At 61.7% G+C, this 21,720-nt stretch carries 19 protein-coding genes; 10 read left to right on the top strand and 9 right to left on the bottom strand.

Annotated features, from left to right (window positions below):
- Positions 1-11: 11 nt before the first annotated feature.
- From virB10 to ACS5NL_RS21235, 9 genes are all read left to right on the top strand, one after another.
- Positions 12-1,316, top strand: coding sequence for a type IV secretion system protein VirB10 (virB10, locus tag ACS5NL_RS21275; RefSeq protein ID WP_439355964.1), 1,305 nt, complete (start codon positions 12-14; stop codon positions 1,314-1,316).
- A complete protein-coding gene (gene virB11, locus ACS5NL_RS21270; protein ID WP_439355963.1) occupies positions 1,313-2,443 on the top strand; it encodes a P-type DNA transfer ATPase VirB11 in 1,131 nt (376 codons plus the stop codon). The genes virB10 and virB11 overlap by 4 nt, the downstream gene beginning before the upstream one ends.
- Positions 2,440-4,491 (top strand): type IV secretory system conjugative DNA transfer family protein, encoded by a 2,052-nt coding sequence (locus ACS5NL_RS21265; protein WP_439355962.1) that lies wholly within the window; start codon positions 2,440-2,442, stop codon positions 4,489-4,491. Before virB11 ends, ACS5NL_RS21265 begins: the two co-directional genes overlap by 4 nt.
- Positions 4,488-5,135 (top strand): OmpA family protein, encoded by a 648-nt coding sequence (locus tag ACS5NL_RS21260; RefSeq protein ID WP_439355961.1) that lies wholly within the window; start codon positions 4,488-4,490, stop codon positions 5,133-5,135. Before ACS5NL_RS21265 ends, ACS5NL_RS21260 begins: the two co-directional genes overlap by 4 nt.
- A gap of 39 nt (positions 5,136-5,174) precedes the next feature.
- On the top strand, positions 5,175-6,344 hold the full coding sequence (locus ACS5NL_RS21255; protein ID WP_439355960.1) for an LPD7 domain-containing protein: 1,170 nt from the start codon (positions 5,175-5,177) through the stop codon (positions 6,342-6,344).
- 9 nt (positions 6,345-6,353) lie between these two features.
- Positions 6,354-7,664 (top strand): DUF1173 domain-containing protein, encoded by a 1,311-nt coding sequence (locus ACS5NL_RS21250; RefSeq protein WP_439355959.1) that lies wholly within the window; start codon positions 6,354-6,356, stop codon positions 7,662-7,664.
- A gap of 72 nt (positions 7,665-7,736) precedes the next feature.
- The gene (locus ACS5NL_RS21245) at positions 7,737-8,909 is read left to right on the top strand and encodes a Fic family protein (protein ID WP_439355958.1); all 1,173 of its coding nucleotides are present in this window, start codon (positions 7,737-7,739) and stop codon (positions 8,907-8,909) included.
- Between the two features lie 178 nt (positions 8,910-9,087).
- The gene (locus tag ACS5NL_RS21240; protein ID WP_439355957.1) at positions 9,088-10,218 is read left to right on the top strand and encodes a hypothetical protein; all 1,131 of its coding nucleotides are present in this window, start codon (positions 9,088-9,090) and stop codon (positions 10,216-10,218) included.
- 41 nt (positions 10,219-10,259) lie between these two features.
- Positions 10,260-11,132, top strand: coding sequence for a hypothetical protein (locus ACS5NL_RS21235; protein ID WP_439355956.1), 873 nt, complete (start codon positions 10,260-10,262; stop codon positions 11,130-11,132).
- 26 nt (positions 11,133-11,158) lie between these two features.
- On the opposite strand, the gene ACS5NL_RS21230 is transcribed toward ACS5NL_RS21235, so the two are convergent.
- The 7 genes from ACS5NL_RS21230 to ACS5NL_RS21200 form a co-directional block, all read right to left on the bottom strand.
- Positions 11,159-14,185: an N-6 DNA methylase gene (locus ACS5NL_RS21230; RefSeq protein WP_439355955.1), complete on the bottom strand. Its 3,027-nt coding sequence runs from the start codon at positions 14,183-14,185 to the stop codon at positions 11,159-11,161.
- Positions 14,186-14,313: 128 nt separating this feature from the next.
- Positions 14,314-15,408 carry a DNA cytosine methyltransferase gene (locus ACS5NL_RS21225; protein WP_439355954.1) on the bottom strand — a complete coding sequence of 365 codons (1,095 nt, stop codon included), beginning with the start codon at positions 15,406-15,408 and terminating at the stop codon, positions 14,314-14,316.
- Entirely contained in the window at positions 15,405-15,605 is a 201-nt protein-coding gene (locus ACS5NL_RS21220) for a ribbon-helix-helix domain-containing protein (RefSeq protein WP_439355953.1), read from the bottom strand. The genes ACS5NL_RS21225 and ACS5NL_RS21220 overlap by 4 nt, the downstream gene beginning before the upstream one ends.
- Before the next feature lie 147 nt (positions 15,606-15,752).
- Complete coding sequence (locus tag ACS5NL_RS21215; RefSeq protein WP_439355982.1) at positions 15,753-16,055, bottom strand: hypothetical protein; 303 nt, start codon at positions 16,053-16,055, stop codon at positions 15,753-15,755.
- 140 nt (positions 16,056-16,195) lie between these two features.
- A complete protein-coding gene (locus tag ACS5NL_RS21210; protein ID WP_439355952.1) occupies positions 16,196-16,894 on the bottom strand; it encodes a hypothetical protein in 699 nt (232 codons plus the stop codon).
- Between the two features lie 132 nt (positions 16,895-17,026).
- Positions 17,027-17,998, bottom strand: a complete 972-nt coding sequence (locus ACS5NL_RS21205) for a relaxase/mobilization nuclease domain-containing protein (RefSeq protein WP_439355951.1) — start codon at positions 17,996-17,998, stop codon at positions 17,027-17,029.
- Positions 17,999-18,014: 16 nt separating this feature from the next.
- Positions 18,015-18,590 (bottom strand): hypothetical protein, encoded by a 576-nt coding sequence (locus tag ACS5NL_RS21200; RefSeq protein ID WP_439355950.1) that lies wholly within the window; start codon positions 18,588-18,590, stop codon positions 18,015-18,017.
- Positions 18,591-18,836: 246 nt separating this feature from the next.
- Here ACS5NL_RS21200 and ACS5NL_RS21195 point away from each other — a divergent pair, with 246 nt between their 5' ends.
- Positions 18,837-19,784: an LOTUS domain-containing protein gene (locus ACS5NL_RS21195; protein ID WP_439355949.1), complete on the top strand. Its 948-nt coding sequence runs from the start codon at positions 18,837-18,839 to the stop codon at positions 19,782-19,784.
- On the opposite strand, the gene ACS5NL_RS21190 is transcribed toward ACS5NL_RS21195, so the two are convergent.
- Positions 19,744-20,673 (bottom strand): ParB/RepB/Spo0J family partition protein, encoded by a 930-nt coding sequence (locus tag ACS5NL_RS21190; RefSeq protein ID WP_439355948.1) that lies wholly within the window; start codon positions 20,671-20,673, stop codon positions 19,744-19,746. The genes ACS5NL_RS21195 and ACS5NL_RS21190 overlap by 41 nt on opposite strands.
- Positions 20,654-21,511 carry a ParA family protein gene (locus ACS5NL_RS21185; protein ID WP_439355947.1) on the bottom strand — a complete coding sequence of 286 codons (858 nt, stop codon included), beginning with the start codon at positions 21,509-21,511 and terminating at the stop codon, positions 20,654-20,656. Before ACS5NL_RS21185 ends, ACS5NL_RS21190 begins: the two co-directional genes overlap by 20 nt.
- Between the last annotated feature and the right edge of the window lie 209 nt (positions 21,512-21,720).

The following is a 21,720-nucleotide window of genomic DNA, read 5'->3' as shown; positions in this document are numbered from 1 at the left end:
CTGAACGACCCATGGGTTCGTCGGCGCCAAACGACGATCCATCGCCGCAGGACAGCGGCAACACCATCAGCCCCCTGCCTGGCGAAGCGGGTGTTCCCAACGTTGCCCGCCGCCAGCCCCTCAACCTGTCCTGGAAGAACATCTCGGTCATCGGCCTGGTGGTGACCATGGTCGCAGGCATGAGCGGCCTGTACCTCTACCGCTACATTGACCACAACAGCGATGCAGAGAGAGACAAGTCGTTGCTGAGAGACCGGCCCTCGGCCGCGGGCGCTGGCACCCGCCAGTTAGACATGACACAGCCTGCGGCGTCTCGTGTGCCTGCGTTGATTCCCACACCCGCAGAAGCGGCCGACCCCATCGGGTTGCGGAACACAGGCACGGCCACACCGTCCGGACCCAAAGCCCTTTCGCCGGACGACGCACCAGTGCTGGTGGTGTCGTCCCGCCCGGGCGGCGTCGCTGGCGCCAACGGTGACACCACGCAATCGTCCAACGATCCAGCGGCGACCACGTCCCAGCAACTGCAGGACTACCAGCGCCGACTGCAAGGGCTTCTGGACAACCTGACCCAGGGCAATACCGTTCCAGGAGGTTTGGGAAGCTCAGGTGCGGAATCAACGCCGTCACCTGACACCGGACCTAGCCTTCGTACTGCGGCGGCCAGCCTGTTCGGCGGCGACTTGCAGGGCTCCGCCACACCCCGGGTGAAAGCCACCACGCTGGGCGACCGCAGCCTCACCCTGCCCAAGGGCACAGCTTTCACCTGTGCACTCAAGACCCGAGTCATCAGCGCCACCTCCGGCCTGGTCGGCTGCCAGGTGCAGCGCGACGTGTACAGCGACAACGGCCGGGTGCTGCTGATCGAGCGCGGATCGCACCTGGACGGGGAATACCGTATCGCATCGGTACGGCCCGGCACGGTCCGCATTCCCGTGCTGTGGACCCGCATCCGCACACCGCACGGGGTCACGGTGGATGTTGAATCGCCAGGCACCGGGCAGCTGGGCGAGTCGGGCATCGACGGCCATGTGGACAACCGCTGGGGCGACCGCATCGGCGCCGCGATGCTGCTTTCCCTGATCGACGACTCGGTCAAGCTGGTCATCCAGAACCAGATGCAGGACCGCGACGCAGACACCATCGTCCTGCCGTCCACCACCGAAAACACCAGCAAACTGGCCGAAAAAGTGCTGGACAGCACCATCAACATCCCGCCGCTGATCTACCAGAACCAGGGCGGCATCGTCGGCATCTACGTGGCCCGCGACGTGGACTTCTCATCGGTCTACGCACTGCAGCCGGTCGAACGATGAACGCCCTGCCCTTCACCGAAGACGCCCAGCCAGACGGCTGGTGTGGCGACGCGACCTCGGTGGTCGAGTTCCTGCGGCCGCTGCGCGAACAGCTGGATGCTCCGGGTGTGCTGGAGGTCTGCGTGAACCGCCCCTGCGTGCTGCAGGTGGAAACCGTGCAGGGCTGGCAGCAGGTAGACGCGCCCAACATGACGCAAGAACGCTGCCTGTCGCTGGCCACAGCCGTGGCCACCTACTGCGACCAGCAGATCAACCAGGAACGCCCCCTGCTGTCGGCCACGCTGCCCAGCGGGGAGCGCATCCAGTTCGTCATTCCTCCAGCCGTGACGCGCGGCACTGTGTCCATCACGGTGCGCAAGCCATCGGAGCTGATCAAGCGGCTGGACGACTTCGAAAGCGACGGCCTCTTCAATCGAATCGATGAACGCGCTGAAATGGGTGACGATGACGACGGCCTTCAGCCTTTTGAAAAGCAGCTGCTCGCGTTGAAATCGGCTGGTCGTTATGCGGAGTTTCTGCGGCTCGCAGTGCAGAAGCACCAGACCATCGTGGTCAGCGGCAAGACCGGATCTGGCAAGACCACCTTCATGAAAGGCCTGGTGGAGGAAGTGCCGCACCACGAGCGCCTGATCACCATCCAGGACACGGCAGAACTCACCCTGCCCAACCACCCGAACGTGGTGCACCTGTATTACAGCAAGGACGCACAGGGCACAGCACGCGTCACGGCCAAGTCGCTGCTTGAAGCCTGCCTGCGCATGAAGCCCGACCGCATCTTCCTGGCCGAGTTGCGCGGCGAAGAGTGCTTCTCTTTCATCCGCCTGGCCGCTTCCGGTCACCCCGGCAGCATCACCAGCGTGCACGCCGGCAGCTGTGCTCTGGCACTGGAACAGATGTCGCTCATGATCCGCGAGAGCAGCGCCGGCGGTGGTCTGCGCCTGGACGAGATCAAAGGCCTACTGGGCATCGTGATCGACGTCATCGTGCAGTTCGGGCGCGACGAACGTGGGCGCTTCATCTCCGAGATCGCCTACGAGCCGCGCCGCAGGCGTTTCGCCTCCGACGACAACCATTCTGGCAACGCACCCGATGCTCAAGCCAGCCTGTTTGACGGGGTGCAGACATGAGCGCGTCCTTGGCCCTGCCCATGGCGTCCTGGCCAACTGCTCGGAAGGTGGCGGCCAGCGTGTTCATGCTCTTCGGGTTCGCTGCACTGGTGTTCGCGGCCCTGTACCTGTCGGCCTTGCTGTTCCTGGTCTTCAGCAAGGCAAACCCCAAGCTTGCGGGCTGGGACAGCATCCTGGGCTATTGGCAGCTGTATGCCGATGTGCCAGTGCTTCGGCGGCGGATGGTCACGGCCATCGGAATGGCTGGCTTTGTCACGCTGATCGTTTTTCCGGGCGCCATGTACGCCGCCAGCCGCCCGCGCCGAGCCTTGCATGGCGATGCCCGCTTCGCCTCCACCGCTGAAGTCAAGCGCGCCGGACTGCTGCTGACCGATCAGCAAACCAACACCCCGAGCATCCTGGTCGGCCGCTTCCATGGTCACTTCCTGGCTCTGCCCGGTCAGCTCTCCGTCATGCTGTCCGCCCCCACCCGCAGTGGCAAGGGCGTCGGTGTGGTGGTGCCCAACCTGCTGAACTGGCCGGATTCGGTGGTCGTGCTCGACATCAAAGGCGAGAACCACGCGATCACCGCAGGCTACAGGGCGAAGCACCATCAGGCGGTCTACGCCTTCTCACCTTTCGACGAAGAAGCCCGCAGCCACCGCTGGAACCCGCTCACCGCGGTTCGCACCAGCCCCCTGCACCGCGTCGGTGACCTGTTGGGCATCGGCCAGGTCTTCTACCCCAACGACGGCAGCGGCACCTCGTCCGAAGCCTTCTTCAACGACCAAGCCCGCAACCTCTTCCTCGGTCTGGGCCTGCTGTTGCTGGAAACGCCTGAGTTGCCCCGCACGGTGGGCGAAATGCTGCGGCAGTCTTCTGGGCAAGGGCGCCCCTTGAAAGAACATCTCAGCGGCCTGATCGAGCAGCGCAAGGAAGCCGGCAAGCCGTTCACTGATGAATGCCTGGATGCCCTGCAGCGCCTGCTGTGCAATTCGGAAAACACCTTGTCCAGCGTGGTGGCTACGTTCCATGCACCACTGACGATCTTTGCGGATGCGGTGGTCGATGCCGCCACCAGCGCCGACGACTTCGACCTGAGCCAGTTGCGCCGCCAGCGCATGTCGGTCTATGTGCGCATCCCGCCTCACCGCCTGGCCAATGCCCGGCCGCTGCTCACCCTGTTCTTTTCCCAGCTCGTCAGCCTCAACACGCAGCACCTACCGGAGCACGACCCGTCGCTCAAGTACCAGTGCCTACTGGTCAACGACGAGTTCACCGCCATGGGCCGGGTCGGGATCATCACCCACTCCGCAGCCTTCCTGGCCGGCTACAACCTGCGCCTGCTGACCGTGGTGCAGGCCATGTCGCAGCTGGACGCGGTCTATGGCGACAAGGAAGCCCGCACCTTCGCCACCAACCACGGCCTGCAGATCCTGTTCGCCCCGCGCGAGCAGCGCGATGCCGACGAATACAGCGCCATGCTGGGCCACTTCACGGAGCGCGTCATGTCCCGGGGGCGCAGCCGCTCCTTCAGCGGACAAGGTCACAGCACCATCAGCCGCAACGAAAGCGAGCAGCGACGATCTCTGCTGTTGCCGCAAGAGTTCAAGGAACTGGGTACCGAGCGGCTGGTGGTGATCTGCGAGAACTGCAAACCCATCCTCGGCGAAAAGATCCGCTACTTCCAGGACCGGGCGTTCACAGACCGCCTGCTACCCGCCCCCAAGGTGCCGCAGATGAACATGGATCAGCACCTCGCCAAAGTTCAGCAACGGTGGCGCTTTGCCGAAGACGAACTTCCGCCCGGGCAGACCAGCATGGACATCGGCGTTCTGAATCACGACGTCAAGCTGACCAAAGACCAGATGGAAGGTCCACCCGAGAAGCTGGCGGAGACCTGCATCGGCTTCTTCGACTACAGGCTGGAAGCTGTCGGTGAAGGCGGGTCCATCGAGCCGGTCGAAGAGATCGATGAGGTCGAGTCCACCCCGGCCCATCCTTCCGTACCGTCCATCACCAGCAACACAGAACCCATCCGGCTCGAAACCCTGGAGGAACAGCCATGACCACCCACCCGACCCCGCGCACTGCGCTGACCCTGGCGAGCCTTGCGCTGCTGGGCGCCTGCAGTTCACCGCCCAAGCCCCCCACCGTGGACGAATCTCAGAAGCGGCCCGCCAATGCGCAGATGGCCGTCGACCTGCAGGTGTGCAAGAACGATTTGCAGAATACCCGCATCCAGGCCAAAGAATCCAGCCGCCTCGCCGAGACCACCACCGCCACGTTGGCCCACATGGCGGCGCGCCAGCAGCTGGTGGCGTCGATTCAGGAGAAAGCGCAAGCCAACAGCGTGCGCATCGTCCACTTCGACTTCAACAGCACCCGGGTCTCGATCCCCGCCGAGGAGGCATCGGCTCTGGTGGAAGAAGCCAAGACCGCGCCGCTCGTGGTGCTGAGGGGGCGCACCGATGGCACCACCGACTCTTCAGCCGAAAGCCGTATCGCGCAGGCCCGGGCCAACGCCGTGCGCGACTACCTGATTGCGGCGGGCGTGGACGCCGCTCGCATCCGCACCACCCACCAACCCAGCGGTGACCACCTGGCCGACAACAGCAGCCAGAGAGGCAAAAACCTCAACCGCCGCGTCGAGATCGAGGTGTACCGGGTGACACCGGTGTCCGCTCAAGCCCCTGCCCCTTCCCAACTCTGACAAACCGCCAGCCGGAATCAACCACTGAAGGAGACCACCATGGATGAAAGAGCTGCACCGGCCCGGCGCGTGGATCAGACCACGGCAAACACCAGCGCCTCCTTGGGCGGCACGGTGGAACCCGTGGATCGCGCCGCCGTCGCCATCCGCACCTTCCAGGCACCCGAGCCGGAGCCGGGCGAGCGGTATGAACTGCGCGACCCGTTCGCCGAACTCACCTACCGCACCGACCGCTACCAGGACATGGTGGCCAAGGCCGACCAGCTCGGCGCCAACCGGTTCGTCGTCGTAGATGTGCGCGGGCAAAAGTCCTTCGTTCACAAGATCGACGGCCAATGGCAGCGAGACGAATCCCGTGATGCCCAGCCCCCTGCGACTGCACCGCAAGCGAAACCGGCAAAGACCGATCCAGCACGCCAGACGGCGGAGTCGAATGTCATCCCCCTGCCCGCCAAAGACAAAGGCATCGAAACACCCGAAGCATCCAGCCCGCCAGCCAGCGCCCGCATGGAGGTCCAGGCCGAACGCGAAGCCCTCGTCTCCCGGCTGGAAGCCGCCTTGGTGGACCGCTACATCATCAAGCGCGCCCCGGTCACGCTGGGCGACGTCAGCCTCGGTCTGACCGAATACCGCTTCCGCGGTGATACCTCTCGCGTTGCCTTCACCGAATCCACCTTCCGACTGGTCACCGACACCAACAGCCCCTCAGTGGCCCGCTCCATGGTCGATGTGGCCGAAGCCCGCAACTGGCGGTCCCTGCGAGTCACGGGCAGCGAAGACTTCCGGCGCCTGGTCTGGCTGGAAGCCGCAGCGCGCGGTGTGAAGACCCTGGGCTACGAGCCCAATCCGGCCGACCTGGAACGCCTCAAGGTGGAGCGCGAGCTGCGCCAGATCAATCGCATCGAGCCCAACCGGGACGCCAGCGCACCCACGGCCGCCACCAACACCGACAAACCATCGGGTCGCGGCAGCGGTGGCCGCAAGACCGTGCTGGCCGCCATCGAAGCCATCCTCGTCGCCAACCGCGTGCCCGAGAAACGGCGCGAAGCCGTCATGGTCGCCGCCGCCGAGAAGCTCGCCCAGCGCATCCGCGACGGCCAGAACCCCAGGGTCCGGGTCTACGACAAGAACGCACCGCCCCAGCGCCCGGCCGTGACACCTCAACCAGATCAGCAGCGCAGTCGCGAACGCGCTGCGCCGGCTCGTTGAAGTTTTGCAATGACCACACCTGTGGCCTCAGACGCGGTCTACGCCATTGGTGACCAGCGCTGGGCGAGAGACGCCCCCGGCTTGGCAGAGGCCATTGCCAACGCGCACGAACACCACCTGCGCCCCCGCTGCCTGTGCCAGCCCATCGGGCCGGGCGTTGACATGTACGTGGCCCGCGTCCTGAACGGTTACACCGTCAAACGCATGCCCAATACTGGCAGCCAGCACGCCACCACCTGCCCGTCTTATGAACCGCCGGCCGAGTTCAGCGGCCTCGGCCCGCTGGTCGGCACCGCCATCGTCGAGAACCCGGCCACCGGCACCACGACCCTCAAGCTCGACTTCCCGATGACCAAGCTGCCCGGCCGGGCCGCGCAGCCCCCCTCCGCCAGCACCAGCAGCAGCGTGGTCGCCCACGGCCACCGGCTAGGCCTGCGCGCCCTGCTGCACTACCTGTGGGATCAGGCCGAAATGACCCACTGGAACCCCGGCTTTGCCGGCCGGCGCACCTGGGGCACCGTGCGCAAGCACCTGCTGCAGGCCGCCGACAACAAGGTCGTCCACTGCCACGCCCTGCTGCGCAGCCTCTACGTCCCCGAAGTGTTTTCGGTGGAACAGCACGAGGCGATCCTGTCCCGCCGGCAACGCTTGTGGGCCCATGGCGCCCCGAGACACGGACAACCCCAGCCCCTGCTGCTCATGGTGGCCGAAGTCAAGGACATCGCGCCCGCTCGCTACGGGCACAAGGCTGTCTTCAAACACCTGCCTGACCAGGCCTTCGTGCTGGACGACGCGCTGTACCGGCGCCTGGGCAAGAGCTTTGAACACGAACTCACCCTCTGGGGTACCGAGCCCGACCTGCATCTGCTCATGATCGCCACCTTCCGGGTTGACGAAGCTGGCACGCCGGGCATCGTGGAACTGTCCCTCATGCTCACCACCGCGCAGTGGCTGCCGGTGGACGACGGCTGGGACAGGCAACTGGTCGGGGCGCTGGTGCGACAGGGGCGCAGCTTCATCAAGAGCCTCCGGTACAACGTGCCCACCACCCAGGCACTGGTCTGCGCCAGCCTGCTGGACTGCGGCCTGACCCCCTGTCCTCTCTTCATTGACCGCGAGTACAACCCGAAAGCATCCCCGTCGGCCGAAATCACAGAGCCCGACAGCGACAACCCTGAATGGCGGTGGAGCCCAACCCAGGGCGACATGCCTGCGCTGCCGCTGCGCCAGCAGACCGACCCGATCCAGCTTCCTCACCCAGCTCCTTCCAGTTCCGATATCAGGAATTTTCCAGATATCCGAATCAAACCAAATATATAAACGTATATCCGAAAAGGATTTTTTGACTTAGAGTCCAGATATCCATCCACCCCATTTCAGATTCCAGCCCCCATGGTTCAGTTTGTTCACCACCCGCTGCGGCTGCTGAACCCCAGCTTTGACTCGCCGCTGCTGGATGTATTGACAGACCTGGAGCACCTGCGGCGCCTGCAGATCCAGGGCACCACGCCCATGCCGGTGTTCATGCAGCTCAAGCAGGTCTTCCACGTGCTGGAGAGCCTGGCCTCGGCACGCATCGAGGGCAACCACACCACCCTGGCCGACTACGTGGAAGCCCGGGTCATCGACGGTCCGAATCGGTCCGAGCAACTGCAGGAGATCGCCAACATTGAGCACGCCATGCAGCAGTTGGAAGACAGCGTGGAACCCGGCGCCCCGTTGACGGAGCACCTGCTGCGCGGCCTGCACGCCACCACGGTGGCCGGCCTCAAGCGGGAAGGCGACACCAACCCCGGCGGCTACCGCCAGGGTACGGTGAAGATCGCCCAAGCCGAACACCTGCCGCCCGAAGCGCCCCAGGTGCCGGACTACATGACCGAGCTGGTCACGTTCATCAACCGGGCGGACCCGCCCAAGTACGACCTGATGAAGGTCGCGCTGGCGCACCACCGGTTTGCCTGGGTGCACCCGTTTGGCAACGGCAACGGCCGGGTGGTGCGCCTGCTTACCTACGCCATGCTCATCAAGTACGGCTTCCGCGTGAACGCGGTGGGCCGGCTTCTCAACCCGGCCGCCGTGTTCTGCGCCGACCGCAACGCCTACTACGCCCGGCTGGGCGACGCCGACGCAGGCACCGACGAAGCGCTGGAGCGATGGTGTGTATATGTGCTCAGCGGCGTGCGCGACGAACTGACCAAAGTAGACCGCCTGGCTGACTACGAACACCTCAAATCCAAGGTGCTACTGCCTGCGGTGAACTACGCCCGCGAACGGCAGCTGATCACCCCGCTGGAACAGGCCGTGCTGACCACCACCATCAAAGCCGGCACGGTGAAGGCGGGCGACCTGGAAGCCGCCATGCCCGACCTCAACGCCAACCAGCGCACTTACCAGATACGCAAGCTGGTGGACGGCGGCATGCTGCAACCCATCAACCCGGGCGCCCGGCAATACAGCATTGGGTTCAGCCACAACATGCTCCTGCGTGGCGTGGTGCGCGCCTTGACGGATGAAGGGTTCATACCCGAAGCGCTAGTTGCGCCGCAGGCTAAACCTGCAGCTTAGCGCCGAGCAGCAGCCTTTGTCTCGGCGGCACTCAACAAGCCAAGAGAAACCACCATGTCATAGTGTGCAACGGTCAATAATCTACATACATGGCTACGGATGAACTTTCCTCGCCATCACAAAAAATACGAGATTTGGCTCTACACCGGTCGGAGAATCCTAGGAAAGACAAGGACACATGGCAACAGCAAAGAAACCAAGGTCGCCGAAAGCACCTCCGTCTCAGCTCCAGACGGTGCGCCAGATTGCGACCGCCGATCTAAAGTTTGACCCGGAAAATCCACGGTTCTACCGCCTGAACGACGCGAGCAATGTGGAAAGCGTCGTCGAGGAAATGCTGGACAAGGAGGGGGCGCAGAACCTTATGCTCTCCATCGGGCAGAAGGGGTACTTTGCCGGCGAACCGTTGCTTGTGGTTTCCGAGGATGGCAATGCACCCTTTACGGTGGTTGAAGGCAATCGCCGCCTAGCTGCGGTGAAGCTGCTGAATGGAGAAATCCCACCGCCAGCGCGCCGGAAGACCTCGATCGGCCAAATCCGCGCCGAAGCGGTGGTCAAGGAATTCCCTGTTGCCTTGCCTTGCCTTGTCTACACGGCCAGAAAGGACGTCCTACGCTACCTGGGCTACAGGCACATTACCGGCATCCAGGAATGGGATGCTCTCTCCAAGGCTCGGTACCTTGCGGAGCTGAAAGAAACTTTCTATTCAAATGATACGAAGACGGATCAGCTCAAGTCGCTGGCTAACGAGATCGGCAGCCGGAGTGACTATGTTGCTCAGTTGCTCACGGCGTTGAATTTGTACATACGCGCTGAAAGCAGCCAAAACTTCTTCGGCCTGCCTCTTACTGCAAAGGATGTGGAATTTTCCTACTTAACTACAGCGCTGAACTACTCCAGCATCTGCGAATGGCTAGGCCTTGAGAATAAAAGCGACGTGGAGATGCCTGGCCTGCAAGAGGCAAACCTAAAGCGTGCATTTGGTTGGTTCTTCTCGAAGGACCAGCTAGGCCGTACTGTTCTCGGAGAATCCCGCAACCTTTCAGATCTGGCAGCGGTCGTCCAGAATCCTGAAGCGGTCAAAGTGCTCTTGGAGACAAACCAACTCGCCGAAGCCTATTTGTACAGCGACGGTCCGCTCCAGGCACTGGAAAACGCCATGCAGGCAGCCATTGACCGCGTCAACACAGTGTGGAAGATGGTTCCCAGCTCCAACACCGTCAACAGCTCGCACCTGGAAATGGCCAAGAAGCTCGCTGAACAGGCGCGCCTTGTCCGGACGGCGATCGAGTCGAAGCTGGAGCAGTAATGTTCATATCACTGGACCAGCCGCCCCAGGGGACGGAAGGCATGTTCTGGGCCGATTTCGCTGAAATCAAAGCCCTTGTCCATCCCGATAGATGTTTCACGTCGGGGGACCTATCGGGCGTTGCGCAGCGGGCCAAGGACATGGGGCGTGGATTTGAGCCAGCTGCTCGTTGGCGCGACATCTTGAACTACGTACAGATCCGTGGCGCTGCATTCGGCACTGCGTATCCATTCGAGGTTTCCGACGATCAAGACACCATTGCAGTTGCTTTCGACGGTTCCCAGCGGCAACGCCTCTATCTCGCACTGCTTCTGGCGTCGTCCCTGCGCACACTTGAGAAGGGTCGCAGGAATGGAGTTGCTCGCATCTTTGAGGAAATTTCGTTTGCCGTCTTTTCGAAGCTCCTGCCCCCTGGATCCGAGATCCGGGCAACATGGGCAGGGCCTGGCCGGCCTGCACCCTACGAGGGTACGCTGTTCCAGAAGCTGACGGCATTGGCTGCCGACTTGCGCTGCACACCCAACTTTGCCCAAGCCGACTTCAATCTCGCAGACACCGGCGATGGTGGCATGGACATTGTCGCTTGGCACCCCATGAGTGACCTTCGGTCAGGCATTCCCATCGCAATGGCCCAATGCGGCTGCTCGCGCGATGACTGGGAACACAAGCAACTAGAAGCGCATCCGGTCAAGCACAGCCATCGGCTGCCCGTCATGCATCCTTGGGCTAACTACTACTTCATGCCGCTCGACTTCCGGCGTGCAGATGGAGATTGGGCAAAGAAAAGCGATCTAGCTGAGGTAATCATTGTTGACCGCCTCCGCATTCTTGGGCTTGCCGAGCAATTTGCAGTTCTCGATGAAATGCCAGCTTTCGCATATGTCGACGAGGCCCGCGCCGCAGCTATCACGTGATTCATCTGCCCCCAGCAGAGAGTCGTTCAGATTGCGAGCAGATCACGAACCTGTGCATCCAACAAAGCGAGATCCGAAGGACTCGCATTCCCTGACCTAGCCGTCAGGTCCCGGGCAATGCTTCCGATCGCGGCCATCTGCTCGTCTCCTTCGTCGAACTTCGGAATATTCAGGTATTCCGCTACGCTTGCCCCGAGACTGAGCTGGGCAGCATATGCGGAAACGGCCTTGGCGATGATGGGCGCATTCAGGAAGCCCGTCAGATAGGCGGCCTCCGGCTCCGAGTCCACAGGTATGAAATAGAGCTTGTGATCCGGAATCACGGTCTTTTCCCCCGCGTAGTCGATCTCTGCGCTTCCGATGTAGGCGGCAGCAAACGAGTTACCCATTTCCCTCCAAAGCACCTTGAAGGGTGCAAACGTGTAGGGGCCAGTGCTCCAGAGCGAGTAGAACGCCTGCCCCCTCTGGAACCTTTTCAAGCTCGAGCGCTGTTCAAGTTGGTCTTTAAAGCGATTGAGGAACTTGAAGGTCTGCGGGAATGCCGCCGGCAAATCAGGGTCGCCATGCATGCCCCGCTGAGGTACGAGGATGCGAAGCTCTGGTTCAGGCACCGCATTGAATGGTGCAACACCGCGCCCGCGCAAGAGCGGAAACAAGTGCTCAGACTCGACGTTCGCCGTGACCTGTGGAATGCCTTTCGTTTTCCCGATGTCCGCTACGTTTTGCACGGTCACCAGTCCCGGCCCGGACTGGCCGGTAGCGTGGACCCAGAAGATCCCGTTACGGTCTGTGGTAATCCCTTTTCGAGCCTTGTATTCAGGCTTTGCTCCCGCAGCAAAAACCTTCGCGAACACTTCTTGGTCCTGCACAGATCCCACAAGCCACGGCCGCATTCCATCACCGCCAGGTACCGGCACCGCGATACCGTCGATGCGCTTGGCGATGAGGCGGAACTGCTCCGCGGAAGCATAGGTCCGCAGGTTCGGTGAAGCGTCCTCGCCCGCTACCCAAGCGCGGTATGGAACAGGGAATTCTGTGGGCGCATCCCTTTGCACCATCAGGAACGTTGCATGGTTGCTAACACCGTCAAAGGGCCTGATCTCTTGGTAGTCCTCGACCAGCAGAACCTTGCACGGTAAGCGCCCGTTATCGATCGAAAACCGCCTGAATCCGGCGCTGGATTCGGTGGTGAACACCGAGCCTGGCAGGAAGAAGCCAAGCCGCCCGTCCTCGGCGAGATAGTGCTTCACCGCCTGGTAGGTGATCACGGTCGAGATGTCCGACTCGATGCCGCCCACCCACTTATCCGTACTGAATACGCCGAGGCCGCGGCAGTGCTGCTGGATCGACTGGGCGTAGTCCTTGGGTAGATTGCTCCATTTCACCCATGGTGGGTTTCCGCAAACGTGCGAAGACGGCGGGATCGCGCCGGCTGCGAATCGGTCGGCCAGTATCGAGCACCAGATGCCGTTCCAGCCTTGGTCGTGCAGATCCACCAAGTTAGCGACTGTCGTGCTGACGATCGCAATGTCAGAAGGGTCCAGGCCCATACTTTGGAGGTCGAAAAAGATGGAACTGCAGATTTTTGCTGCCGGATAGTCGGCATCGATCAGCGTCCTGACCTTCGAGAAGATCCGGAAGAACTCTGGGTGCGCGATCATCCGCTCTGGGACGGAAAACTCCCTGGGACCGACCTCTGTATGCAGCATGTAGCTGTAGTTGGAAAAGAAATCGACAGCAGCTGGATTGATGGCGTCCGCCAAGTACACCGGCAACCGGATGGGCTGCGCCGGATCCAGGTGCGGTGACAAGAAGACGGCAAGCGACCCCTTTGCTGCGAGAACGGCAAGGGGGTTGAGATCGATTCCGTGAATCCCTGCGAGCAGGGACTGCGCGGTCGCGCCGCTGCAGGCTTTGCGGCGGCGCCTGATTGCTTCGAGCAGGAAGGTGCCTGACCCGCATGTCGGGTCGGTCAGCGAATCGGCAGGTTCCCACCCCATCAAGTCCATCCCGTGCTCCGCCAGCCAGTCAGGCGTGTAGAACTCGCCAAGCGCATGCCTGACTTCCCTGGGAATAAACCGCTCGTAAATGCCTTTAAAAAGGTCGCGCGTCGTATCCGCGTGCTTCTTCGACACGGTGAAATCAACGCCCCCGAGCCGGCCGAGAAGCGCGCCGAGATGGGGCTGGTAACGGGGCCAGTCCCCGTCATCCAGGTACCAGGAAAAGAAGTCTCCGCTGAGCATGTTCAGGATGCCCGCATGCTCGAAAAGCTCGCCCGTTTCGACCGCCCGCAGCCGTTGCGCGATAGGTACGCCTTGCTGCAGCACGTCCTGGCTGGCACGTGGCAGCGCACAAGCAGCCACAACTTTCGCAATGATGGCGATGTAGGTGTTCAGCGCAAAAAGGTAGGCTGCCGGGTTTTCTTGGTACGGCTGGTCATGCGAAATCTCCTGCCGGGTGAGCAGCTTCTTCATCTGTGCTGGCTGGAACCCCACGACCTGGCTGAACAGCCTGCGCCACTCAGCAAACAGCATTTTCGTTTTCGAGGTGGCAGGCGAAGCATCCGCTTTGCAGATGCTGGCATAGAGTTCTGGAATGAGCGCGGACCCATATTCGGAGTCCGGTCCCACCAGCGCTTGCAGGAGCTGCGGATGTACGAGCGGGCGGCCATCGTTCTTCAGTGCAGCAAGCAAGCGGTCCGCCGAAAAAGCGTCGAACGCAACAACTCCCTCCCAGGTAGCGGCAGCCCCTTCGAACTTGCCAAAGGTTACATGGGCTCCATCCCAGGCGACTAGCACATACTCCTGCAGCGCCCTGCCCTCCTCCGCGGAGATCAGCTCTGCATATTCTTCAGCTTGCTGGCGCGCATGGCTCGCCTTGCTTCCCGCGCGCCCGCCGAACGACTTGGGTGGCTCATACTCGATGATCACTGCGCCGTGTGCCACATCGGCGAATTTGGTCGGCTTGCCCGTAGTTTTAAGGGCCCGCTCAAGCTGGAACGGAGTCCAAGGGATCGACAGGGCAAGGCAGGCTTGCTCCAGCGCGTTCTCCAATTCATGCCTCAGCTGGGCTTCGTTCCTTGAAGCCTCTGAAGCAGAAAGCACTGCGTTGACCAGCAAAGAGCATGCGCGGCGAGTCACAGGCCTTCCCATGCCATTTTGCGAGCAATGTCCATCCGGGCTTACCTCGCCTTGGAAGGTACTGCGCCAGTGCTGACCAGGCCCGCGCCGGAAAATAAGTGCGAGAAGATCGCCTTAGCCAGCTTGGGTGGAACAGCATTGCCGATCTGCGTGAACTTGGATGCAGTGTCGCCGACGGGGACGAATTTGCTCCCGAAGGTTTGTATGCGCGCGCACTCACGCCAAGAAAGCCTGCGCGCCTGTTCCAGCTTTGGTCGGCTCGGATCTGCCGCAAGGTGCTCGTACTGGTCAGAGAAGTCCCACCGTTGCTTCCATCCATCAGCGAGGTTCGACCACGTCAGCGTCATAACCGGACTGGCTGGATGCAGCGTGATGTGCCGCCAGTTGGCCACAACAGTGAACCCAGGATCAGCCCACTTGGCCTTGCGGTTCCGTGACATGTAGTACCAGGAAAAGTGGCCAGTGGGATCGTGCGGCCGCTCGTAGAACTCGCCCTCCGGCCAAAGAGGCAGGCTTTTGATTGCTTCGCCGTGTGACGCATACGGTTTAAGCGGACCAGATGATTTGGTCTCTTTCCCGTGCGTCGGAGAGGGAAACTCGAACTCCTGGTTCAAGTCTTTCCGCACACCAACGATGAAAAGGCGCTTGCGGGACTGCGGCACGCCATAGTCCCTAGCATTCAGTACCTGATAACTGACGTTGTAGCCCTCTTTTCCATAGGCATCCACCTGCTCCCTCAAGAACGTGCCACTGTTCAGCTGCTTCAGTCCTGACACGTTTTCGGCAACGAAATACTTTGGGCGGACGATGCTGATGACGCGCAGGAACTGCTTATAGAGGTTGGTACGCTCGTCTTTCTCAGGATCCCTATTTCCCGCCATCGAAAATGACTGGCATGGATAGCCACCGACGACAACATCAGCATTTGGAAATGCTCCGATGCCGGCGATATCCTCATTCCGGATGTCTGCATCGGGAAAGTACTTTTCGAGTGTCTTGCAAGCGTCGGCAAGCACATCGTTTGAAAAAATAACATGACCGCCAGCCGACTCGACGCCGAAATCCATCCCTCCACACCCAGAGAAGAGGGATAGGACCCGAATTTCATCGCCATTCTTTTCAAATATGTTGCTCACGTTCTATTGCTTCTCAGCTGTGCATCTTCGGCATCGGCGCCTTGCGGGAGAAGCGGCCACTTGGATTTCAAGTAGCCATCGATCGCGTCCCTAACAACCCAAGCCAGAGAAACTTTGTTCTCTGCTGCGATCTTTTCTAGAACCTGGTATTGCTGTTCAGAAAAGCTGATCGACGCGCGGACGGTGCGCTCGTGCATGCTGCTATCGTGACGTTTTGACGGAGACTGCATAGCTTTTTTACCGCGGTTGGAGAGCCTCTTCACCGTATTACACCACAGTGGTGAACGCGCCATCCGCGGCCCCTTGCATCAGCTGCGACGGCTAGGTTCGTACTGATGTGGGGCCTATGAATTGCCGAATCCGCTCTTCCGTCGCCTGGAGGTCCCGGACCTCGCACTCCCAAAGCTCAAGGACCGCCCAACCAAGATCCGGCAATGCATATTGCATGCGTCCCGCGCGCGGTTCGCCTCGATTTTTGGAGACCACTTCCCCAGGTTCGACTTTGATCCAGGCGCCAGCTTGCATCCGTGCCCATGCCAGAAGCAGCCGTGCACCAAGATGGCCTTCCGATGCTTGGGCAGGACCACATCTGGGCGACCAGGTAGGTCTTTGCGATGCAGCCGAAAGCGATACCCAAGGCGGTGCAGCAGCGACCTGACAGCAAGTTCAGGCTTGGTGTCTTGGCTTCAGTTCCGACTCATAAGACGGGATCTGGCATCCGGCGTTAGGGTGTCCATCAGGGATCGACATCTTGATCGCGAAGTGCCTGATGGCAGTTCAGCAGCCATCACGTCCATGCGACCCTGCAGGCCAAGTATTCGCTCAAAACAATGTGCACGAAATTGCCCTGCGTCTGTCCCACAAGGTAACGGTAGCGGCCCTCCTGGATGTCGAGCCAGCCATCTGCGACTTTGTCCCCGCTCGGGAACATTCGCATGAATGCTCTCGACCCAAGCTCCGGCCAGATAGCTGCAGGGCCGGGTTCCGGACACTCGAAGAAGGTGCGCTGAGCCTCACACATCCGCGCCAGCGGCACGAGCACGACCTCATCGGGTTCGTCCATCTCCTGGATGCTCAATTCGAAGTCGAGGTGGCCGCGCGCGAGCTTGACCACGATGCTCCTCACGCGATCCATGTCCGCCCTCCATGTCTGTCCGCCGATGGGGTCGTCGACCATCGAGGCTTGGATTTGGCTGGCAAGTTGCGGCGTACTTTGAAGGATCCTTGCAATATTCGTACGGCGTAGCGACGAGGGATCGGTGGAACCATTGATCGCGCATTCAATGAAGCACGCCAGGTATTGCTCATCTTTGGAAAACGATTGGTTGCATCTCTCGCACGCATTGACCACCGGCAGGTTCGGCGGGAACGGCTCATCAAGCAATACCTTAGAAGGGCAATGGTCACGCGTATTCGGCCTTCCACCACAAAAGACGCACATTCCCGTCGATCGTTCGTCAACGAATAGCTTTCGTGGATCATTCATCGCATCCTCTTTGAATATCTGAAATTGCTGTGGCGGTAGTTAACTTTGTTAACTTTGTTAACTTTGGTATGTCCGCGCTCCTCTCGCCGGCCGACCAGTTTGCAGCAATCTTGGTGCAGATTCTTTTGGGCATCAACGGCGAATCGGCATATCAACAACAGTATCCAGAAGCTGAGGTCCTATACCGGCCTCATGCGCCATCTTCTGCACATTCCAGGAGAAAGTCGCCTCCTGGATAAAGACCGCAATCGATCCAGCCAGCTTCACGTCCCGCGCGTCGGGTGATCCTGCCAGGGCACGCCCTATGTGCAGCCAGCCCTTCAAGGCTTCGGCCCTGCTGGTGCGGGCCTTGTCACCTGAAGTGCTGCTCGGACGAGGCTTCCTCAATCGCCCTGCCTCGCTGGCTTTCAGTTGCCACAGGTCAGGGTGGCTCTCGCTCCGTCCACGGGTAGCCTGCCGGGTGGCTTCAGCCTCGACCCCATAGCCACGCAACTTCTCAGCAAAGGTCTCGCGCCATCGCTGCAGGTCTGCCTTGCGCGGGTTAAGTCGTCTGCCGTTCATCGACTCCGCCCGCACGCTGATGTGCACGTGCGGGTTGGCCTGGTGGTCGTGCAACACCATCACGTACTTGTGGTCCGCCAGCTCGATCTGCGCGAACTCGCGTGCCGCCCGCTGGACGATCAGCGGGTCGGTGCCCCGGGGCATGGACAGCATGATGTTGAAGGCCTCGCGTCGGTACCCTTCATCCCCGATCAGACTGCCGCCGTAGCGCCAGTCTTCTCCCAGTTCGTGCACAGCCGACTTGCCGCGCACCGTGTCGCCTTGTTCGGTCTCGATGTCGAGTCGGCCGTTCTTGCTGATGTAGCGGAAGTGGGCGGCAATGGCCAGCATTCCCCGCCCTCCCCCGGTGACCTTGACCATGACCTGGGGCGCTCTCTTCACCACTGTGGCTTCGATGCGTTTGCGGATGGCGTCTGCGCGTTGACGCATGCCACCATCACCCAGCCTGGGCTGCGGCTTGACTTTGACCACCCGATTGCCCGGGTAGAACAGGCGATCACCCCACTGGATGAGCACCGCATCGATGTTCGGTGCTTGGCTCATGGCGTTCTCCTGGCAGTCACCGGCCGGGCCGGTGGGTGGTTTCGGCGGATGACACACGCGGGCGCAGATCAGCCATCAGGGCCGCCGCCAGGGTGAGGTGGCGATGGATGTCTCCGTCCAGCGCGTCGAGCATGTCGCGGTAGACCAGCGCCTTTTGCACGTTGCTCTGGGCCAGCAGGCGCGTGAGGGCGTGGATGTTGCGGCTGAGGCTGGAGAGCTGCGCGTTGGACGTGGTGAGCGCAGAGAGCATCTCGGTGCGGTTTGCGCCCGTGGTCAACGCGGGGATGCCGGCGACGAGCCCTGCCAGGTAGGCGCCGCGCGACAGCCCTGCTGCGCGCGCACCGGCTGCCAGTCTCTCGGCATCACAGGTTGTCAATCTGATTGACAACTTGATCTGGGACTGGCGCAAAGGGGCGATGCTCTCGAAGCCTGTGATCGGCGGTGGAAGCGATTCAGCCTGCCCAATTTCGCGGGCCACAGCCCGACGAACCAGCACCGACACGCTCTCACGCCGAGCCTGCGCATGGGCCACCAACGCGGCCTTCAGACCGCGCATATCGACCGTGACGAAGTCAGGGTTGTGGGTGTTCATGGGCCAACCGAAAGGTGCAAACGTGAGCGAAGCGAATCGTTTGTGAAACCGGCGGCGTGCCGCCTATCCTGCAATCAACCATGCACCTATGCTCTCCGAGGATCGCCCGATCCGAGGTGCTGGATTCGGTCGAAAATCCAGCCAGACCCTTGCGGCGCCGATGGCGGCCAGGTTGTCAATCTGATTGACAACCGGCCAGGCAGAGGTCGCATGCAGACACCTTTGAACCACCTGGGAAGGAACGCTTTGAACGACACGTCGCAGCCCCGCGGACTGGAAAGAACACTTGAGCGAGATGAGGTGCTGCGCCGGATCGGTCGCAACGTGGTGAATTTCCAGGTGGTTGAGGCCATGCTCAAGCACCTCAACGCCACCGCTTCGGTACACGGGCCAGCAAGCGAGTTGGCAGAGCGCATGGAAACGCAGAGAACTGCCGTGCACCGGAAGACCATGGGCGAACTGGCAGGCAGGATGGTGACCCATGTCCTGCAAGCACCACCCGAACACCAGACGCCGGACGAGATCTCGGAGCCCTGGGTTGGCTTTCACTTCTCTGTGGAAACCGACGCACAGTTCATTGACCAGCAGGACCAGGAGATGCGCGCCCTGGTGGACGCGCGCAACGATCTGATTCACCACTTCCTGCCGCGCTGGTATTCGGCAGTGGACGGCGATGCAGAAGCTGCCCTGGCTTACCTGGATGCCCAGCGTGACGAAACCTTTCGCATGCTGGACAGACTCAAGTGCTGGGTGACAACGATGGATGAAGGGCGGAAACAGCTGGCGGCCTTCCTTGCATCGCCTGAGGGTGAACGGCAGATGGAACTGGGATTCCTGCAGGGCAGTCACCTGGTGGCGATGCTTGGTGAAATCGCCCTGAAGACCGCAAGACCTGATGGTTGGACGTACCTCACCACGGCACTCAACTTGATCCGTAGAAAGGCGCCCGACGAGCTGGAAGATCTGCAGAGGCGCTACGGCCACCAGAACCTCAAAGGCATACTGCTGGCCGCCGAGTACTTCGATGTGATGGATGAAGCAATGTCCAACGGCGGCAGTCGCGCGGTGTACCGGATCAATGATCGGTACACGCTGCTAATTGGGCAAGGCGATGCGGCCGAACAGGTGTCGGCAACCAAGGATCTCCCTGTTGTCAATCAGATTGACAACTCGTGTCCCGCGTCAGGCCGATAAGGATCAGTCGACTCGTGTCAACAGCCTCCGGTTGGCCACCCGTCATGGGGATCACGAAGAGCTGTCTTGCCTTGGGCGGAGCCTGCAGCGTGTTCACCACGACCTCGGCTCCATCCAGAAGAGCAATCAATTTGAGTGGCTGTTGACGTGACTTCCGAGATGCTGTTGCAGCGTCTCCACTCCTGAGACCCGCCTCCATGGATTCGAGCAATGCTGATGTGCCGCGTCGGACGCTGCCAGAATCCACAGCAAGATCGGCCCGAAGTGCCATCACAGCATCCCGGGTGATGGGGCTGCGATCCGAAGTCCAAGCCTCAACGTACTGCGGATGTTCCCCGGCCAGCTTACGCAGCTCATGGAGTTCATTCAGACCGCGGCACCGCCCTTCCCGGTATGCGGCCAGCAACCAGTCGGGTGGATCGATCAACGCCGTCGCCAGCGTCACGTACTGCCGGCTCTTGCCGATGGCCCGAGCGATGTCAGCCTGCGTCTGCCCCTGGTTCAATGCGCGTTGAACGAACAGCGCAATCTCCAGCGGGCTCAGACCCTTGCGCTGCTCGTTCTCGATGAACTGGTCCACGCTGTTGGAGGTCTGGTCCACAAAAGCGGGTATCTCGGACAGTCCAACCCTTTTGCAGGCCCGAAGGCGCCGGGCTCCAAAGTTGAGCATCCAGCGCCCGGGCTGTGTCGGGTGCGTGCGCACCGAGACGGGCTGGCGCACGCCTCGCTCCCGGATGGTTTCGGCGAGTTCGTCCAGGCTCTGCTCGTCGAACTCCTGGCGGGGTTGATCCGGGTCTTCGTCGATGGTGTCCAGCGGAATCCGCAAGGGGGTTCCGCCCTCTCCCCCGATCGGCGGCAGCAGGTCCAGACTATCCAGCGACAGGGCCATGGTCCGCTCCGTTGATGGGGGCTGTTGAGGCTGTATGCGCAGGCGTTTCCGACAGCACGGCTTTGGCGATCACGACCATGGTCACCTCGATCTCGCGCCAGGCGTCTCGCGCGGCGGTCTTCTTCATCTCCCACAGCACCAGGCCTTCCGCCTGCGCTTCGGCCACGGCCGAGCGGCGCGGCATCGACGCGAACTGCCCTGGCTTCGGTCCGTAGGGGATCAGGATGGGGTGGAACTTCTGCACCAGTTGGAGGAAGTTCTCCCGCTGGAACGGCGTGGCCTCCACCATCACCGGCAGGAGCCCGATCAGGTGTAGCTTCGGGTTCAGCATGTTCTTGATCTTGCGCACACCTACCCGTGGGTGATTGAGCAGGGCGTGCACGCCGTCCAGGGCTTCCTGGTTGAGCTGGATCGGCGAAAGCACAAAGTCGGCCGAGGCAAGTGCCGTGGTCATGCGGATGTCCGGGTTGGGGTTGGTGTCGATGAGGCAGACATCGAACCGGCCGTCCATGGCCTTCAGGAAGGCCCGCAGGTGGTTCGCGAAGTCGTTGTGCAGGCCGGGCTGGCGCTCCAGCCCGGACAGGTCCCGGTCGGCGGCGACGAGGACGAAGTCCGCGGCCGGGATGACCGGGTTCGTCTGCGTGAGCAAGGCGCTGGCCGGGACTTCGGCCATGGCCGCGCGCTGGGACTTGCGCAGCGGATCGGAAAAATTGCCCTGGTGGTCCAGGTCGATGGCCAGCACGCGGCAACCGAGTTTGCGGAAGTAATGGGCCAGCAAGGTGGCGACGGCGGATTTGCCGACGCCCCCCTTCTGGTTGGCGAGCACAAGGGTCTTCATGGGGGAGTCCTCCGGCGCGACCGACAAGGGAGGTCGAGGCGGAGGACGTTTCCCGGGCGCCGCGCTCGATGCGCCAGCGGCCGGGATCGCGCGAGCCGGCGCCGGCCGGCGAGCGCGTTTCAAAACTTCACGCGCACGCACCGCCCGATGATGGGCGCGCTGCGGCGCGTGGGCGGCGCTGGATTTGGGGTCGAATCCAGCGCCGGGAA

This window comes from Hydrogenophaga sedimenti, assembly GCF_051857515.1.
Taxonomy (GTDB): domain Bacteria; phylum Pseudomonadota; class Gammaproteobacteria; order Burkholderiales; family Burkholderiaceae_C; genus Hydrogenophaga.
Note: the sequence above shows the minus strand (reverse complement) of the source record. Positions and strands in the feature narration are given on the sequence as shown.